Origin of the sequence: Bacillus sp. EKM206B (assembly GCF_011066015.1) — a bacterium.
Classification (GTDB): domain Bacteria; phylum Bacillota; class Bacilli; order Bacillales; family Bacillaceae; genus Bacillus; species Bacillus velezensis.
In genome coordinates this window covers 222,658-238,860 of record NZ_JAAMNL010000004.1, presented here as the reverse complement: position 1 = coordinate 238,860, position 16,203 = coordinate 222,658, and the positions used below count along the sequence as shown (strand labels likewise).

Genomic DNA, 16,203 nt, shown 5'->3' with positions numbered 1-16,203 from the left:
CATTCATATGCTCTTTTTTAAAAAAATTGAAAGATGTAAAAATATGAACAACATGGTACGATAGATATAGGAATATAAAGGAAAGAGGTTGCCTGATGTTTGCAATCATCTCTGCAGGAATTGCTCCCGGCATTGCGCTGTTAAGCTATTTTTATTTAAAAGATCAGTATGACAATGAACCCGTACATATGGTGCTGAGGTCTTTTTTTCTCGGGGTTGTCCTTGTGTTTCCGACCATGTTTATCCAATATGTTCTTGAAAAAGAGCATGTGGGGGGAGGAAGCTTTTTCGTTTCGTTTTTGTCTTCGGGATTTCTGGAAGAATCGGTGAAATGGTTCGTTCTGATGATCAGTGTGTATCCGCATGCTCATTTTGATGAGCATTATGACGGAATCGTTTACGGGGCCAGTGTGTCTTTAGGATTTGCCACGCTTGAAAATATTCTGTATCTATTCGGCCACGGCGTTGAGCATGCTTTCATCAGGGCGCTTCTGCCGGTCTCCTGCCATGCGCTGATCGGAGTGATTATGGGATTTTATCTCGGGAAAGCCCGCTTTTCGCAGAAAAAAGCCCGTGTCAAATGGCTTGTGATTTCGCTGGCCGTGCCTTCATGTCTGCACGGTTCTTACGATTTTATTCTTACCGCCCTCAATCATTGGGTATATTATATGCTGCCGTTTATGCTGTTTTTATGGTGGTTCGGGCTGCGAAAGGCAAAAAAAGCACGCTCCGTCAATATGATCCAAGTGTGAAGAAACCGCGCGTCGCGTGCGGTTTCTTTTTTATGCCTTGACAGGGGATAAGAAGGAAACGTGCATAAAAATAACCTCGTGACAGACAATACGGGTACACTTTAAATTTTGCAGTAGGAGGCTTGAAGAGATGAAGTGCAAAGGAGCCTTTATGGCATGTCTCATTCTATTTTCTTTCGCCGCCGCTTTCTTCGATCATCATGAAACGGTTCATGCGTTTTCAAATCAAGTGATTCAAAGAGGCGCGACGGGTGATGATGTTATAGAATTGCAGGCCCGTCTTCAATATAACGGATTTTATAACGGGAAAATCGATGGTGTTTACGGCTGGATCACATACTGGGCCGTGAGAAATTTTCAGGAGAAATTCGGCATGAAGCCGGTTGACGGCCTCGTCGGCGCGAAAACCAAACAGGTGCTGATTTCTAAATCAAAATATTACCGTGAATATGTAATGGAGCAGATCCAAAAAGGGAATACGTTCACTCATTATGGCAACGTCCCATTGGAAAACCAAACAAAACCGAGAGCCGGAACGCAGAAGCCGGCGGGAACGAATAAGCCTGCTCAAAAGCCGCAAAACAATACAGGCGGTCAGTCAAATCAAAAGCAAAATACGACAGCGGCCAATATGCCTGGCGGTTTCTCAAACAACGACATCAATCTTCTGGCACAGGCTGTGTACGGGGAAGCACGCGGTGAGCCGTTTGAAGGGCAGGTTGCCATCGCCGCGGTTATTTTAAACCGTATTAAAAGCCCGTTATTTCCGAATACGGTGGCCGGCGTCATTTTCGAACCGCTCGCGTTTACCGCCGTTGCCGACGGCCAAATATATATGCAGCCGAATGAAAGGGCAAAAGAAGCGGTTCTTGATGCGATCAACGGCTGGGATCCTTCTGAAAACGCGATTTATTATTTCAATCCTGATACGGCGACAAGCAAATGGATTTGGGGACGTCCGCAGATAAAAAGAATCGGAAAACACATTTTCTGTGAGTAAAAGTACGCAAAATGAGGTGTTAACATGATTAGAGGAATCATTATCGCTGTTCTCGGTGTCGCGATCGCCGCAACCGGATACTGGGGATATAAAGAGCATCAGGAAAAAGATGCGGTCCTTCTGCATGCGGAAAATAATTATCAGAGGGCTTTTCATGAATTGACGTACCATGTTGATCAGCTTCACGACAAAATCGGGACGACGCTTGCAATGAACAGTAAAAAATCTCTGTCTCCGGCGCTCATTGATGTATGGAGAATTACATCTGAAGCACATAACAATGTGAGCCAGCTGCCGCTGACTCTCATGCCTTTTAATAAGACGGAGGAGTTTTTATCCAACATAGGAGATTTCAGCTATAAAACATCCGTCCGGGATTTAGATCAAAAACCGCTTGATAAGAAAGAATATACAACACTGAACAGCCTGTACAAACAGGCGGAGAACATTCAAAACCAGCTCCGCAGCGTTCAGCATCTCGTCATGAGCAAAAATTTACGGTGGATGGATGTTGAGATGGCGCTCGCCTCTGACAAAAAACAAAGCGATAATACGATCGTCGACAGCTTTAAAACAGTCGAAAAAAATGTAGGCGCTTTTTCTGAAGACAGCATCAGCCCCACATTTACGGGAGCAAATACAGAACGAAAAGGTTTTACGCATCTGAAAGGAAAACAAATTACGGAAAAAGAAGCGGTCAAAATCGCACAACGGTTTGCGCCTGATCATAATTATTCAATTAAAGTGGTCAAAAGCGGCAGGAAGACGAATCGGGACGTATACAGCATCCGCATGAAAGACGCCGACAACAAGTCTTTTATCTATATGGATATTACCCAAAAAGGCGGACATCCGGTCTATTTGATTCAAAAACGGGCCGTGAAGAAACAAAAGATCAGCCTCAATGAAGCATCAAACCGGGCCGTCGCGTTTTTAAAGAAAAATGGATATGAAACAAAAGGCCTCGAAATTGATGAAAGCGCGCAATATAATAACATCGGCGTCTTTTCTTTTATCCCCGTGGAGAAAAATGTCCGCATTTATCCGGAAGCCATCCGAATGAAAGTGGCGCTGGATGATGGTGAAGTCGTCGGTTTTTCCGCGCGTGATTACCTGGCCGCACACCGCACGAGAACGATTCCGGCTCCCGCTTTGTCAGCTGATGAAGCGAAAGCGAAGCTGAATAAAAATGTTGAAGTGCGGGAGACCCGGCAGGCGCTGATCACGAATGAACTCGGTCAGGAAGTGCTTTGCTACGAAATGCTTGGGACGATCGGGAAAGACACATATCAAATGTTCATTAATGCGGACGACGGAAAAGAGGAAAAAATAGAAAAGTTAAAAAGTGCAGAACCTATATATAAAGACCTATAAAAAATAAAGGAGGAAAGGACTAAAAGTCTTTTCCTTTTTTTCGTTACATGCTTTAATAAAAGCATAAATAATGAAAGAGTGAAGGCCCATGATAGCTGTCGGAGATTATATTTGGATTGAATACATAGAGAACAATGAGCCCAAAAAAGCGAGGAGCAAAGCAGTAAGCGTTGAAAACGGCGAACTGCACATCTCATATCCCGTCGATTTGGATTCGGGACGGACGGTCTTTTTGCATAAAGGATTGGAAATAACAGCGGAATTTATGGGGAATGGCCACGTGCCGTATCAATTTAAAAGCATAATCAAAGGAAAGAAAAAAGACCCCATCCCGATGATCGGATTGGACATCCCCCCTCAGGAGGAAATGAAGCGGATTCAAAGACGCCGATACGTCCGTGCAGACGCAGTATTGGATGTATCCGTCAAAATGGAAGCGAAAAAAACCGCTTTCCAAACGGTTTCCTCTAATATCAGCGCCGGCGGAATCGCTGTTGTGATGCCTGAGCATATTTCCGCGGAACCAGGTGAAAAGCTGTATGTCTCATTTTCTCTTCCCGGCAAGGAAAATACAGCCGATATTACGGCCGAGGCTGTTACCCAGCGGATTTTTTATGATGAAAAGGCGGATAAACAAAAAATGACGCTTGAATTTGCAGAAATCGATCCCGCATCACAGCAGCTTTTACTCCAATATTGTATGCGCGCGCAGCTTCAGCAGAGAAGAAACAGTCTGTCGGAATAAACAGCAGCGCACTTTTCCATACTAATCCTAATGGAGGTGCGCGTATATGAAAACGTTTGAACGTCTGCTGGTCAAATTGGTCTGTATTCAGCTTATAATTTTGGGCGCGGTGCAATTTTTGCTTCATTATCAGCCTATTGAACCTTATATTTCGAAAGCTGTGAAATATGAGGGAGTTGATAAAATGGAGAAAAAAGAATGGATTGAAACGGTAAAGCGGTAAATCAGCTCAATTTTTTCGCCCCTTTTCCGGCAGTTCATGATACAATCCATAGAGGAGTAAAGAGCAAGGAGAGAGATTATGGACAAGAAATTATCAATTGCGATCGACGGGCCGGCCGCTGCCGGAAAAAGCACCGTTGCTAAAATAGTGGCTGAGAAAAAATCATATGTGTACATTGATACAGGAGCGATGTATCGTGCCATTACATATACGGCGCTCAAGCAGAATGCCGATTTAACTGATGAAGCAGCGCTTACAGAGCTGCTGAAGCGTACGGAAATTGAGCTTGTATCCGCTCCGGAAGGACAAATCGTTCTGGTAAACGGAGAAGATGTGACAGAAGAAATCCGAAAAGACGAAGTCAGCAACCAAGTATCAATCGCCGCCAAGCATAAAGGCGTCAGAGAAGAAATGGTCAAAAGACAGCAGCAGCTCGGACAAAAAGGCGGTGTCGTCATGGACGGCCGTGATATCGGTACTCATGTGCTGCCTGATGCCGAAGTGAAAATTTTTCTGCTCGCGTCTGTAGAGGAAAGAGCGAAGCGCCGATATGAAGAGAATAAGAAAAAAGGCTATGACGTGAATTACGAGACGCTCATTGAAGAAATTTCCAGACGCGACAAACTCGATTCAGAGAGGGAAGTTTCCCCGCTGCGCAAAGCGGAAGACGCGATTGAAATCGATACGACGTCACTCAGCATTGCCGAAGTCGCAGGAAAAATTCTGGAGATCGTCGAACAGAAATCACGTTAACTTCGGGCGGAGCGCTTTATAATTTTTTTCGAAAGACAAGATGTTATTGCTTGACAAACCAGTCCATTTATTAGAAGTTAATACTAATAAAACTTTTTATTGATCATTCAAAATCTTTTTTGGATGATTCTTTAATACATATTCGGCTGAAAAGCGGACATTCACATGTTCAGCTTTCAAACCGTATTAATTAAGCTGTGTAGGTTTGGACCAAGGAGGTTATTCAAATGACAGAGGAAATGAATCAAATTGATGTTCAAGTGCCAGAGGTTGGAGATGTAGTAAAAGGGATTGTGACAAAGGTAGAGGACAAGCATGTAGATGTCGAAATTGTCAATGTCAAACAGTCCGGAATCATTCCAATCAGTGAATTATCAAGTCTTCATGTAGAGAAAGCATCGGATGTCGTAAAAGTTGACGACGAGCTTGACCTGAAAGTAACAAAAGTGGAAGACGATGCTTTGATTTTATCTAAACGTGCCGTTGATGCTGACCGCGCTTGGGAAGACCTTGAAAAAAAATTCGACACAAAAGAAGTGTTTGAAGCTGAAGTGAAAGATGTGGTGAAAGGCGGTCTCGTCGTTGATATCGGCGTTCGCGGCTTCATTCCCGCATCACTTGTCGAAGCTCATTTCGTCGAGGATTTCACTGACTATAAAGGGAAAACCCTCTCTCTTATCGTCGTTGAACTCGACCGTGATAAAAACCGGGTGATTCTGTCACACCGGGCTGTAGTGGAAAAAGAACAGACAGCCAAAAAGCATGATTTTCTCCAAACACTTGAGGTTGGAAGCGTGCTTGAAGGAAAAGTGCAGCGTCTGACTGATTTCGGCGCATTTGTCGACATCGGCGGAATTGACGGGCTTGTTCATATTTCGCAGCTGTCTCATTCACACGTCGAAAAACCGTCTGACGTGGTGGAAGAAGGTCAGGACGTAAAAGTGAAAGTACTGTCCGTAGACCGCGATAACGAACGTATTTCTTTATCTATTAAAGAAACGCTGCCGGGACCTTGGAGCCAGATCGGCGAAAAGGTAAAACAGGGAGATGTGCTTGAAGGAAAAGTGCAGCGCCTTGTAAGCTTCGGCGCCTTCGTTGAAATTCTTCCGGGCGTGGAAGGACTTGTGCACATTTCGCAAATTTCCAATAAACATATCGGAACGCCGCATGAAGTGCTTGAAGAAGGACAGACTGTTAAAGTGAAAGTGCTTGACGTGAACGAAAGCGAAGAGCGCATTTCCTTAAGCATGCGTGAGCTTGAAGAAGCGCCGAAAGCCGATCAGGAGGACTTCCGCCAATACCAGGCGAAAGAAGAGCCGAGCACCGGCTTCCAGCTTGGCGATTTAATCGGAGACAAGCTTAATAAATTAAAATAAATTGGTGATAAAACGTGACACGAGCAGAACGAAAAAGAGAACATATAAATCATGCGCTGTCTACCGGCCAAAACCGGGAAACGGGGCTTGATGATATTACGTTTGTTCATGTCAGCCTACCGAACCTAGCATTGGAAAAAGTGGATATATCAACGAAAATCGGCGGACTCACAAGCAGTTCGCCGATTTTTATCAATGCGATGACAGGCGGCGGCGGACAGCTTACATACGAAATTAACAGATCGCTGGCAATAGCCGCGCGCAAAGCCGGCATGCCGCTGGCTGTCGGTTCGCAAATGTCAGCTTTAAAAGATCCCTCCGAACGGTGTTCTTACGAGATCGTCAGAAAAGAGAATCCGGACGGGCTGATATTTGCCAATTTAGGCAGCGAGGCGGATGCCGAGCAAGCGAAAAGAGCAGTTGATATGATTCAAGCAGATGCCCTCCAGATTCATTTAAATGTGATTCAGGAGATCGTCATGCCAGAGGGTGACAGAAGCTTTACTGGCGCTCTCGGCCGTATTGAGCGGATTGCGGCGGAAGCGGGAGTTCCCGTTTTTGTCAAAGAAGTCGGCTTCGGAATGAGCAGGGAATCGGCACGGCAGTTATTTGATGCTGGCGCAGCAGCAGTTGATGCCGGCGGATACGGCGGTACAAATTTCTCTAAGATCGAAAATATGCGCAGAGAGAAGGAGCTTCATTTTTTTAATACGTGGGGGATTTCCACTGCCGCAAGCTTAGCGGAAATCCACTCGCTCTCCGCTGATCAATCAATTATCGCATCCGGCGGGCTGCAAAGCGCCCTGGATGTCGCCAAATCGATTGCCCTCGGCGCTTCCGGCGCGGGAATGGCGGGCACTTTTCTGAAAGCTCTCACCTCTAAAGGAGAAGAGGGCCTGTTTGACGAGATGACGGCGCTTTTGCAAGAGCTGAAAATGATTATGACCGCCCTCGGATGCCAATCGGTTTCCCAATTGCAAAAGACGCCTTTGGTCATAAAAGGTGACACACATCACTGGCTTTCTGAACGGGGGATTGACACGTCCCGTTTCAGCAGACGTTAAAAGGCATGCGAACCCGCATGCCTTTTTCTGTTTTTTACGATTTTCTTTTTCGGAATTCCCCGTTTTGCTCAAGGCTTGTCGCTCCTTTATGGTGAATCGAATCATCGCGATCAGATTCCACTCGTCGGGAGGCTTTCAGTTTTTTCTCCTGTCTGTCTTTTCCCATCCTTATCCGCTCCTTTCAGGCATAATTGGTTTAAAAAATGCGTTCCCGCTCCATACTGATCAGAGGAGGAGCGATTATGGAACCGTTTTATTATTACTGGTCAATGTGGTTTTTATGGATACTAGCGACTTTTATTTTTGCCAAAACGAAAAGCCGTTTTTACGTATCAGTCTTTATTTTGACTAATATGATGGCAAGCATACATCAGATTACGGCTTATTTTACGCTGAATGCGGCATATGTCATGTTTTTTGCTGCGGCATTTGTTTATGCGGGAAGCCTCGGCATGCATAAACGGCTCCGTAATATTGTGATTCATCTGACGGCGGCTGCGGCGTACAGCTTTATTTTTCTTTTTGCATTATATGATCCTGTTTGGTTTATCATAAAACCTGAATGGGCGGCGGTTATACTGCTTACCGTTATTACGCTTTCCGTTGAGGGGCGGTTCCCTGAGAGGCTTTGTCTTTTTGTTCTCGGCATGTGCCAGGGGGAGCTATTGTATGCTGCGGTCATCCGCAATATTGCGGGTGCTGCAGCCGTCGGGGATTATCAATGGCTTTCAGGCTGTTCGGCGGGAGTGATTCTGCTCGTCGGGCTGACTACATATGAACAGCTTGCGGCGCGCATCAGCCAAAAAAGCAAAAAGCAGGGCAAAGGAGCGACAAAAATGTCTTGAAAACAGACGGAGACTGTTACATGAATGCGAAACATTTTGAAGAATACATTGTGATCTCAGTGAAAACTGATATAATAAATGAGTTAAGCCCTTCTGTTTGAAGGGTTCTTTTCATAGCGAAGATGATTTTTAATAACCGGTTGAACAATTTTTTGTGAAAATGTAAGCGGCTGGATTGAAAGGAAGGGTACTATGGGTAAACCTGTCGTAGCCATTGTCGGAAGACCGAATGTGGGAAAATCCACAATCTTTAACCGGATTGCGGGTGAAAGAATTTCAATAGTAGAAGATACCCCCGGAGTGACGCGGGACCGGATATACAGTTCGGCGGAATGGCTGAATTATGATTTTAACCTGATTGATACGGGCGGAATTGATATTGGAGACGAACCGTTTCTGACACAGATCCGCCAGCAGGCTGAAATCGCCATGGACGAGGCTGATGTGATCATCTTTATGGTGAACGGCCGCGAAGGTGTGACGTCTGCGGATGAAGAAGTGGCAAAAATACTGTACCGGACGAAAAAACCGGTCGTATTAGCCGTAAATAAATTAGATAATACCGAAATGAGAGCGAACATCTATGACTTTTATGCGCTCGGCTTTGGAGAACCGTATCCGATTTCGGGTACACACGGTTTAGGATTGGGAGATTTGCTCGATGCTTGTGCCGAGCATTTTAAAAACATTCCGGAGACGAAGTACAGTGATGATGTCGTTCAATTCTGCCTGATCGGCCGCCCGAATGTCGGAAAATCATCCCTTGTCAATGCGATGCTCGGCGAAGAGCGAGTTATCGTGAGCAACGTAGCCGGAACGACTAGAGACGCTGTGGATACGGCGTTCACCTACAATCAGCAGGAATTTGTAATCGTTGACACGGCGGGAATGAGAAAAAAGGGTAAAGTATATGAAACAACAGAAAAATACAGTGTGCTTCGGGCGTTAAAAGCCATTGACCGCTCAGACGTCGTCGGCGTTGTGCTGAATGCAGAAGAAGGCATCCTTGAGCAGGACAAGCGGATCGCCGGATACGCCCATGAAGCCGGGAAAGCCGTCGTCATTATCGTAAACAAATGGGATGCCGTTGATAAAGACGAGCGCACGATGAAAGAATTTGAACAGAATATTCGGGAACATTTCCAATTTCTCGATTACGCGCCGGTGCTGTTTATGTCGGCACTGACGACAAAGCGGATTCATACACTCATGCCTGCGATTATTAAAGCGAGTGAAAACCACTCTCTCCGCGTGCAGACAAATGTCTTAAATGATGTCATTATGGATGCGGTCGCCATGAATCCAACTCCGACGCACAACGGCTCCCGTCTGAAAATTTATTATGCGACTCAAGTCGCTGTTAAGCCGCCGAGCTTCGTTGTTTTTGTCAACGATCCGGAACTGATGCATTTTTCTTATGAACGCTTTTTAGAAAACCGAATCCGGGACGCTTTCGGATTTGAAGGTACGCCAATTAAAATATTTGCAAGAGCAAGAAAATAAAAAGGTGTGATACAGAGATGAAAAAAGTGGCAATGCTTGGAGCGGGAAGCTGGGGCACTGCACTTTCTTTAGTGCTGGCTGATAACGGACATCAAGTCATGATGTGGGGACACCGTGCCGAATTGATCGATCAAATCAACGAACTGCATGAAAACAAAGATTACCTGCCGGGGGTGGAGCTATCAAGTTCTATCATCGGTACAGCTGATTTAAGCGAGGCTTTAAAAGGAGCTGACTTCATCATTGTGGCAGTTCCGACAAAAGCCATTCGGGAAGTGCTGAAAAAGGCTCTGCCGTACATCCCGAAACAATCGATTTTTGTTCATGTCAGCAAGGGAATTGAGCCGGATTCGCTTCTCCGCATTTCAGAATTAATGGAAGAGGAGCTGCCTGAGGAGTACAGAAAAGACATCGTCGTGCTTTCAGGGCCGAGCCACGCTGAGGAAGTCGGATTAAGACACCCGACGACTGTTACATCATCTTCAAAAAATATCAAGGCTGCAGAAGCGGTTCAGGATTTATTCATGAACCAGCATTTCCGCGTCTATACCAATCCGGATATGATCGGTGTTGAAATAGGGGGAGCGTTAAAGAATATCATCGCTCTTGCAGCGGGGATTACAGACGGATTGGGATACGGAGATAATGCAAAAGCGGCCTTAATCACCCGAGGTCTTGCTGAAATCGCCAGACTCGGCACAAAGATGGGCGGAAATCCGCTCACCTTTTCCGGCCTGACCGGCGTAGGCGATTTAATCGTGACGTGTACAAGCGTTCATTCCCGAAACTGGCGCGCCGGCAACCTGCTCGGCAAAGGATATAAGCTGGAAGCTGTCCTGGATAAGATGGGGATGGTTGTTGAAGGCGTGCGGACGACGAAAGCTGCGTATCAGCTGTCTCAAAAATACCAAGTGAAAATGCCGATCACAGAGGCGCTTCATCAAGTATTATTTAACGGGCAGAAGGTAGAAACGGCCGTAGAATCCTTAATGGCCAGAGTGAAAACCCATGAGATGGAAGACTTGGTCAACACATTCGAAAACCGGGTGAAGTGACAATACCATGCCGTCAGCATATTCTGAAGTGACGAAAGTCCAAAACGCAGAACTCTCCGGCTGAAATCGCTTAAAACATTTGCTGATTTAGGCAGAAGAGGATGCAGACGTATGCATCTGCGCATACTATAGCATCGAAGTCCAAGAGAGTGTATCTCAGACGTACAGGTGAATATAGTCAACTTGACTGAAGCAAAGTCCCCCTCTTTGCTTCAGTTTTTTTGTTTTTCAATAGATGGAAAACCTGTTGATCTTTTCAACATTTGTATATTAAAATGAAATATAACGCTTACAATGATGGGACGGGGGGCACGAACGTGAGTGTGGCATTGATGAAAATGTGGTTTGCGCTTGGTGCGATGGGATTAATGTTTGTTGCGGTGGCCTCTATTTATGTCAGCAGGTACAAAGTGAAAAACAAACTGATAAAAGCAGCGGTTTCTTCACTCGCTTATGCCTGCATGATCATCTCGGGATTGATCGTGTTAATGGTCGTTTTCAGCGGGCCTGTCAATGAATAAAGCAAAAAGGGGGCGCGGAATGCATAAGTTAAAAATGGCCGTCATAACGGCAATGGCGGTGCTCCTGCTGTCCGGCTGTCTGTACCCTGAAGCGGAAAAAACTGAAAATAAAGTATCTTACAAACATCAGCTTCAGCAGGTGCAAGCGGCAGTGGATGAATTTAAAAAGGCGAACGGCGGACTTCTGCCGATTCAGACAAAAGATATGAAAACACCGCTCTATCAAAAATATCCGATAGATTTTAAGCGGCTCGCGCCCAGATACATAGAGGAGCCGCCGGCCTCAGCTTATGAAAGCGGTGGAATGTACCAATACGTGCTTGTCGATGTGGAAAATAAGCCGACCGTCAAGCTGGTCGATCTCCAAATGGCGGAAGCAATCCGCGACATGAAGCTGCGTGTCAAAATGTATCAGGAAAAGCATACATATCCTCCCTATGAGGACGCCGTTTCAAAAGGGCTGTTCACTTTAAATAAAAAAAAGCTCGGCATGAAAGACTCTCCTTCAGTCAAAAGTCCGGTTTCAGGCACGTCTCTGCCGCTTTTAATCGGCGCTGACGGAGAAATCTATGCCGACTATCGCGTCGATCTCGCCCGCTGCCTGAAGGAAAACAAAAAGAAAATCAAACCGGGCGCGGAAATTCAGGATATTTTATGGAGAGAGACTCCTTTCGTCCCGGCCTTTTCAGTCACATACACCGTAAATGAAAAACAGGAACCCGTTTTTTTAGAAAGTCAAACGAAACAGGAATGAACCTTTTTCCCGCGCATACAAATAGGGAGAAAGGTTTTTTTGATTTTGATAGAAAAGACTGCCTGAAAATTTTCTAAAGATGTCATATTGAAATAGGACAACGTCATACACATATAGTGTCCTGTATTTGATTGGAGAATGGTGAATGAAAAATGATAAGGATAGGAAGTCCGGGAGGGGATCACTTGGAAAAGGTCGATATTTTCAAGGATATCGCTGAACGAACAGGGGGCGATATATACTTAGGAGTCGTTGGCGCTGTCCGTACAGGGAAATCTACATTCATTAAAAAATTTATGGAGCTCGTGGTGCTCCCGAATATCAGCAATGAGGCCGATCGAGCGCGGGCGCAGGATGAGCTTCCGCAAAGCGCAGCAGGAAAAACGATAATGACCACAGAACCAAAATTTGTCCCGAATCAAGCCATGTCCGTTCATGTCGCGGAAGGACTTGATGTCAACATCCGTCTTGTGGATTGTGTGGGATATACGGTTCCCGGGGCGAAGGGATATGAGGATGAAAACGGCCCGAGAATGATCAATACACCTTGGTACGAAGAACCGATTCCCTTTCATGAGGCAGCGGAAATCGGTACGAGAAAAGTCATCCAGGAACACTCCACAATCGGGGTCGTCATTACGACAGACGGCTCAATCGGCGATATTGCGCGGGGCGATTACGTGGAAGCGGAAGAAAGAGTCATCGACGAGCTGAAGGAAGTCGGCAAACCGTTTATTATGGTCATCAACTCCGTAAAACCGTACCACCCGGAAACAGAAGCGCTCAGAGCTGAATTAAGCGCGAAATATGATATTCCCGTCCTCGCCATGAGTGTTGAAAGCATGCGGGAAACAGATGTGTTAAGCGTCCTCAGAGAAGCGCTTTACGAGTTCCCTGTGCTGGAAGTCAATGTCAACCTTCCGAGCTGGGTCATGGTGCTGAAAGAAAATCACTGGCTCAGAGAGAGCTACCAGGAATCAGTGAAAGAAACCGTAAAAGATATTAAACGCCTGCGCGATGTCGACCGGGTTGTCGGCCACTTCAGTGAATTTGAGTTTATTGAAAGCGCCGGTCTGGCCGGAATCGAACTTGGCCAGGGTGTCGCAGAAATTGATTTGTATGCGCCGGATCATTTATATGACCAGATTTTAAAAGAAGTGGTCGGCGTTGAAATCCGCGGGAAAGACCACCTGCTTGAATTAATGCAGGACTTCGCCCACGCGAAAAAAGAATATGATCAGGTATCAGATGCGCTGAAAATGGTGAAACAGACCGGCTACGGCATTGCCGCCCCGGCCTTAGCCGATATGAGCCTTGATGAACCGGAAATCATCAGACAGGGATCAAGGTTTGGAGTAAGGCTCAAAGCGGTCGCTCCGTCCATTCATATGATCAAAGTGGATGTGGAAAGTGAATTCGCGCCGATCATCGGGACGGAAAAACAAAGTGAAGAACTTGTCCGTTACTTAATGCAGGACTTTGAAGATGATCCGCTTTCTATCTGGAACTCCGATATTTTCGGCAGATCATTGAGCTCTATCGTAAGAGAAGGAATCTCCGCAAAACTGTCACTCATGCCGGAAAATGCGAGATATAAACTGAAAGAAACGCTGGAGAGAATTATTAACGAAGGCTCAGGCGGCCTGATCGCCATTATTTTGTAAGCTGAAGGACCTCTTCCTGAAACGGGGGGTCTTTTTTTTATTCTTTTTAGATACTGGAAATCAATCAAGGATTAGGAGGAAAAAAGCAAAAAAAGGAATATTTGTTCGGTAAAACACGTGAAAACCTTGACGAGCAAGGGATTGAGGCTTTAAAATGCTTGATATGGCTTTTTATATGTGTTACTCTACATACAGAAAATCTTCACTTTGTTGGACAAACATTCCTCAAAGTGTCTGTTTTCTTTTGAAAAGCCGTTTACTTGTCTGTTCTTCCCTGCTTTGATTTTTTATCAGACAGGTTTAGAATCAGGCTGAACTGTGAAGAAATGATAATAAACTGCTGATTTGATACCCTTTTGGGAGGAGGTGAAAGGCATGAACAAGACAGAACTAATCAATGCGGTTGCTGAAGCAAGCGAATTGTCTAAAAAAGACGCTACAAAAGCAGTTGATTCTGTTTTTGATACGATTTTAGATGCACTTAAAAACGGTGATAAAATCCAACTGATCGGTTTCGGTAACTTTGAGGTGCGCGAGCGCTCTGCACGTAAAGGACGTAACCCGCAAACAGGTGAAGAAATCGAAATCCCTGCAAGCAAGGTACCTGCTTTCAAACCAGGTAAAGCTCTTAAAGACGCTGTTGCAGGAAAATAATTGTGAATATAGATCGTGTATGCATCTGATACATACACTTTGTTTCTTCACAGAAAAGCCCCTTGATAAAGGGGCTTTTCATATTTAAGCAGCCTCGGTCACCGGGCAGGACTTTCGTTTTGCTTTTGGCGCGGCAAATGTGCTAGAATCGAAATTAAATGTATTCAATGGTGGAGGACACAGACAATGAAAGAAGTTAATAAAGAACAGATTGAACAGGCGGTTCGCCAGATTTTAGAGGCGATTGGAGAAGACCCGGACCGGGAAGGGCTTTTAGATACGCCGAAACGCGTGGCAAAAATGTACGCGGAAGTATTCTCGGGATTAAATGAAGACCCGAAAGAACACTTTAAAACCGTTTTCGGAGAAGACCATGAGGAGCTTGTTCTTGTAAAAGATATCGCGTTTCATTCCATGTGTGAACATCACCTTGTTCCTTTTTACGGAAAAGCGCATATTGCCTACATTCCGCGCGGCGGCAAAGTGACGGGCCTGAGTAAATTGGCGCGGGCGGTGGAAGCCGTCTCAAAACGCCCGCAGCTGCAGGAGCGCATCACTTCAACGATTGCAGAAAGCATTGTAGAGACCTTAGATCCCCACGGCGTCATGGTTGTCGTCGAAGCTGAGCATATGTGCATGACGATGAGGGGCGTAAGAAAGCCGGGTGCAAAAACAGTGACTTCCGCTGTAAGAGGTATTTTTAAAGATGACGCAGCGGCGCGTTCCGAAGTGTTAGAACATATTAAACGTGCGGATTAATAATGATAGAGGGTGCAGATATGAATTCAAAGCATTCAAGTGATTTTGTCGTCATTAAAGCGGTCGAGGACGGCGTGAACGTCATCGGTTTAACGAGAGGAACGGATACGAAATTTCACCATTCCGAAAAACTGGACAAAGGCGAAGTGATTATCGCTCAGTTTACTGAGCATACCTCTGCCATCAAAGTGAGAGGCAACGCCCTCATCCAGACCGCTTACGGAGAAATGAACAGCGAAAAAAAATAAGCCGGCTGTTTCCCGCTTTTGCCAAATGCCCGCAAACGGCGGGAGAATACAGCCAATTTCTTTTTTTTATGCTATAATGATACCTGCGTATAATAATGACGAGTAAATCTCATACATATTAGAATAAATGTGAATTTGGGGACAAGGGTGATATTTTTGCAAGACATCTACGGAACTTTAGCGAATCTAAATACGAAATTAAAACAAAAGCTGTCTCATCCTTATTTAGCGAAACATATTTCTGCGCCTAAAATCGATGAGGATAAGCTTCTTCTTTTTCACGCTTTGTTTGAAGAGGCGGACATTAAGAACAACGACAGAGAAAATTACATAGTAACTGCGATGCTTGTCCAAAGCGCCCTTGATACCCACGATGAAGTGACAACAGCCAGAGCGTTAAAGCGAGACGAAAATAAAAACCGGCAGCTCACCGTGCTTGCCGGCGACTATTTCAGCGGACTGTATTATTCGCTTTTATCTGAAATGAAGGATATCTATATGATTCGGACGCTCGCTACGGCAATTAAAGAAATCAATGAGCATAAAATCCGTCTGTACGATCGGTCTGTCAATGACTTGAATCAATTGATCGAAAGCATGGCGATTGTGGAAGCGGCCCTGTTTCACAGAGTGTCAGACCACTTTAATCTTCCGCGCTGGAAAGAGCTGGCGAGTGATTTTTTTGTATATAAGCGGCTGATGAACGGCAATGCTATATTTCTCGATGTCATCGGCAATATTGTAAAGTCAGGGAAATCAAAGGCTGACATAATGGAAGATAGCTTCCGAAAGGCAAAGCAAAGCATTGAAACGCTGCTGCCGCTCAATTCACCAATCCAAAACCTAATGCTGAACCGGCTTAAAGCGATCAGCCAGGACAAAACATATCATCAGAAAGTGGAAGAAGGGTAAT

General features: G+C 45.3%; 19 protein-coding genes. 18 read left to right on the top strand and 1 reads right to left on the bottom strand.

What is annotated here, in order from left to right; translation table 11 throughout:
- Positions 1-95 precede the first annotated feature (95 nt).
- The 8 genes from prsW (at position 96) to fni (ending at position 7,287) form a co-directional block, all read left to right on the top strand.
- Entirely contained in the window at positions 96-752 is a 657-nt protein-coding gene (gene prsW, locus G9F50_RS10200; RefSeq protein ID WP_003153415.1) for a glutamic-type intramembrane protease PrsW, read from the top strand.
- A 130-nt stretch (positions 753-882) separates the two neighbouring features.
- Complete coding sequence (gene sleB / locus G9F50_RS10195; protein WP_060562776.1) at positions 883-1,752, top strand: spore cortex-lytic enzyme; 870 nt, start codon at positions 883-885, stop codon at positions 1,750-1,752.
- A gap of 24 nt (positions 1,753-1,776) precedes the next feature.
- The gene (ypeB, locus tag G9F50_RS10190; RefSeq protein WP_007409448.1) at positions 1,777-3,126 is read left to right on the top strand and encodes a germination protein YpeB; all 1,350 of its coding nucleotides are present in this window, start codon (positions 1,777-1,779) and stop codon (positions 3,124-3,126) included.
- An 88-nt stretch (positions 3,127-3,214) separates the two neighbouring features.
- A complete protein-coding gene (locus G9F50_RS10185; RefSeq protein ID WP_007409449.1) occupies positions 3,215-3,871 on the top strand; it encodes a flagellar brake protein in 657 nt (218 codons plus the stop codon).
- 46 nt (positions 3,872-3,917) lie between these two features.
- Entirely contained in the window at positions 3,918-4,094 is a 177-nt protein-coding gene (locus G9F50_RS10180) for a YpfB family protein (protein WP_003153420.1), read from the top strand.
- A 78-nt stretch (positions 4,095-4,172) separates the two neighbouring features.
- Positions 4,173-4,847, top strand: coding sequence for a (d)CMP kinase (gene cmk, locus G9F50_RS10175; RefSeq protein ID WP_015240110.1), 675 nt, complete (start codon positions 4,173-4,175; stop codon positions 4,845-4,847).
- 227 nt (positions 4,848-5,074) lie between these two features.
- Positions 5,075-6,223 carry a 30S ribosomal protein S1 gene (rpsA, locus tag G9F50_RS10170; RefSeq protein ID WP_003153426.1) on the top strand — a complete coding sequence of 383 codons (1,149 nt, stop codon included), beginning with the start codon at positions 5,075-5,077 and terminating at the stop codon, positions 6,221-6,223.
- A gap of 14 nt (positions 6,224-6,237) precedes the next feature.
- Positions 6,238-7,287: a type 2 isopentenyl-diphosphate Delta-isomerase gene (fni, locus tag G9F50_RS10165; RefSeq protein ID WP_032866317.1), complete on the top strand. Its 1,050-nt coding sequence runs from the start codon at positions 6,238-6,240 to the stop codon at positions 7,285-7,287.
- 34 nt (positions 7,288-7,321) lie between these two features.
- On the opposite strand, the gene G9F50_RS10160 is transcribed toward fni, so the two are convergent.
- Positions 7,322-7,453, bottom strand: a complete 132-nt coding sequence (locus G9F50_RS10160) for a YpzI family protein (protein WP_003153429.1) — start codon at positions 7,451-7,453, stop codon at positions 7,322-7,324.
- A gap of 76 nt (positions 7,454-7,529) precedes the next feature.
- On the opposite strand from G9F50_RS10160, the gene G9F50_RS10155 reads away from it, so the two are divergent.
- From G9F50_RS10155 to hepS, 10 genes are all read left to right on the top strand, one after another.
- The gene (locus G9F50_RS10155; RefSeq protein WP_025284933.1) at positions 7,530-8,132 is read left to right on the top strand and encodes a YphA family membrane protein; all 603 of its coding nucleotides are present in this window, start codon (positions 7,530-7,532) and stop codon (positions 8,130-8,132) included.
- A gap of 192 nt (positions 8,133-8,324) precedes the next feature.
- Positions 8,325-9,635, top strand: a complete 1,311-nt coding sequence (gene der, locus G9F50_RS10150) for a ribosome biogenesis GTPase Der (RefSeq protein ID WP_003153433.1) — start codon at positions 8,325-8,327, stop codon at positions 9,633-9,635.
- Positions 9,636-9,652: 17 nt separating this feature from the next.
- Entirely contained in the window at positions 9,653-10,690 is a 1,038-nt protein-coding gene (locus tag G9F50_RS10145) for an NAD(P)H-dependent glycerol-3-phosphate dehydrogenase (RefSeq protein ID WP_003153434.1), read from the top strand.
- Positions 10,691-11,007: 317 nt separating this feature from the next.
- Entirely contained in the window at positions 11,008-11,211 is a 204-nt protein-coding gene (locus G9F50_RS10140; RefSeq protein WP_015240106.1) for a DUF2768 domain-containing protein, read from the top strand.
- A gap of 19 nt (positions 11,212-11,230) precedes the next feature.
- On the top strand, positions 11,231-11,965 hold the full coding sequence (locus G9F50_RS10135) for a hypothetical protein (protein ID WP_060562924.1): 735 nt from the start codon (positions 11,231-11,233) through the stop codon (positions 11,963-11,965).
- Between the two features lie 185 nt (positions 11,966-12,150).
- On the top strand, positions 12,151-13,629 hold the full coding sequence (gene spoIVA, locus G9F50_RS10130; protein ID WP_007409454.1) for a stage IV sporulation protein A: 1,479 nt from the start codon (positions 12,151-12,153) through the stop codon (positions 13,627-13,629).
- Positions 13,630-14,004: 375 nt separating this feature from the next.
- The gene (gene hbs, locus G9F50_RS10125) at positions 14,005-14,283 is read left to right on the top strand and encodes a non-specific DNA-binding protein Hbs (RefSeq protein WP_003153447.1); all 279 of its coding nucleotides are present in this window, start codon (positions 14,005-14,007) and stop codon (positions 14,281-14,283) included.
- Positions 14,284-14,469: 186 nt separating this feature from the next.
- A complete protein-coding gene (gene folE / locus G9F50_RS10120; protein ID WP_003153448.1) occupies positions 14,470-15,042 on the top strand; it encodes a GTP cyclohydrolase I FolE in 573 nt (190 codons plus the stop codon).
- Positions 15,043-15,062: 20 nt separating this feature from the next.
- Complete coding sequence (gene mtrB, locus G9F50_RS10115) at positions 15,063-15,290, top strand: trp RNA-binding attenuation protein MtrB (protein WP_003153449.1); 228 nt, start codon at positions 15,063-15,065, stop codon at positions 15,288-15,290.
- 156 nt (positions 15,291-15,446) lie between these two features.
- Positions 15,447-16,202 (top strand): heptaprenyl diphosphate synthase component 1, encoded by a 756-nt coding sequence (gene hepS, locus G9F50_RS10110; protein ID WP_007409455.1) that lies wholly within the window; start codon positions 15,447-15,449, stop codon positions 16,200-16,202.
- The last annotated feature ends 1 nt before the right edge of the window (position 16,203 follow it).

Bases quoted from the DNA above. Each gene is read 5' to 3' on its own strand.
- G9F50_RS10180 (WP_003153420.1), top strand. From the start codon at position 3,918: ATGAAAACGTTTGAACGTCTGCTGGTCAAATTGGTCTGTATTCAGCTT.
- G9F50_RS10135 (WP_060562924.1), top strand. From the start codon at position 11,231: ATGCATAAGTTAAAAATGGCCGTCATAACGGCAATGGCGGTGCTCCTG.
- ypeB (WP_007409448.1), top strand. From the start codon at position 1,777: ATGATTAGAGGAATCATTATCGCTGTTCTCGGTGTCGCGATCGCCGCA.
- cmk (WP_015240110.1), top strand. From the start codon at position 4,173: ATGGACAAGAAATTATCAATTGCGATCGACGGGCCGGCCGCTGCCGGA.
- der (WP_003153433.1), top strand. From the start codon at position 8,325: ATGGGTAAACCTGTCGTAGCCATTGTCGGAAGACCGAATGTGGGAAAA.
- sleB (WP_060562776.1), top strand. From the start codon at position 883: ATGAAGTGCAAAGGAGCCTTTATGGCATGTCTCATTCTATTTTCTTTC.
- mtrB (WP_003153449.1), top strand. From the start codon at position 15,063: ATGAATTCAAAGCATTCAAGTGATTTTGTCGTCATTAAAGCGGTCGAG.
- rpsA (WP_003153426.1), top strand. From the start codon at position 5,075: ATGACAGAGGAAATGAATCAAATTGATGTTCAAGTGCCAGAGGTTGGA.
- G9F50_RS10155 (WP_025284933.1), top strand. From the start codon at position 7,530: ATGGAACCGTTTTATTATTACTGGTCAATGTGGTTTTTATGGATACTA.
- G9F50_RS10160 (WP_003153429.1), bottom strand. From the start codon at position 7,453: ATGGGAAAAGACAGACAGGAGAAAAAACTGAAAGCCTCCCGACGAGTG.
- hbs (WP_003153447.1), top strand. From the start codon at position 14,005: ATGAACAAGACAGAACTAATCAATGCGGTTGCTGAAGCAAGCGAATTG.
- G9F50_RS10185 (WP_007409449.1), top strand. From the start codon at position 3,215: ATGATAGCTGTCGGAGATTATATTTGGATTGAATACATAGAGAACAAT.
- folE (WP_003153448.1), top strand. From the start codon at position 14,470: ATGAAAGAAGTTAATAAAGAACAGATTGAACAGGCGGTTCGCCAGATT.
- prsW (WP_003153415.1), top strand. From the start codon at position 96: ATGTTTGCAATCATCTCTGCAGGAATTGCTCCCGGCATTGCGCTGTTA.
- G9F50_RS10145 (WP_003153434.1), top strand. From the start codon at position 9,653: ATGAAAAAAGTGGCAATGCTTGGAGCGGGAAGCTGGGGCACTGCACTT.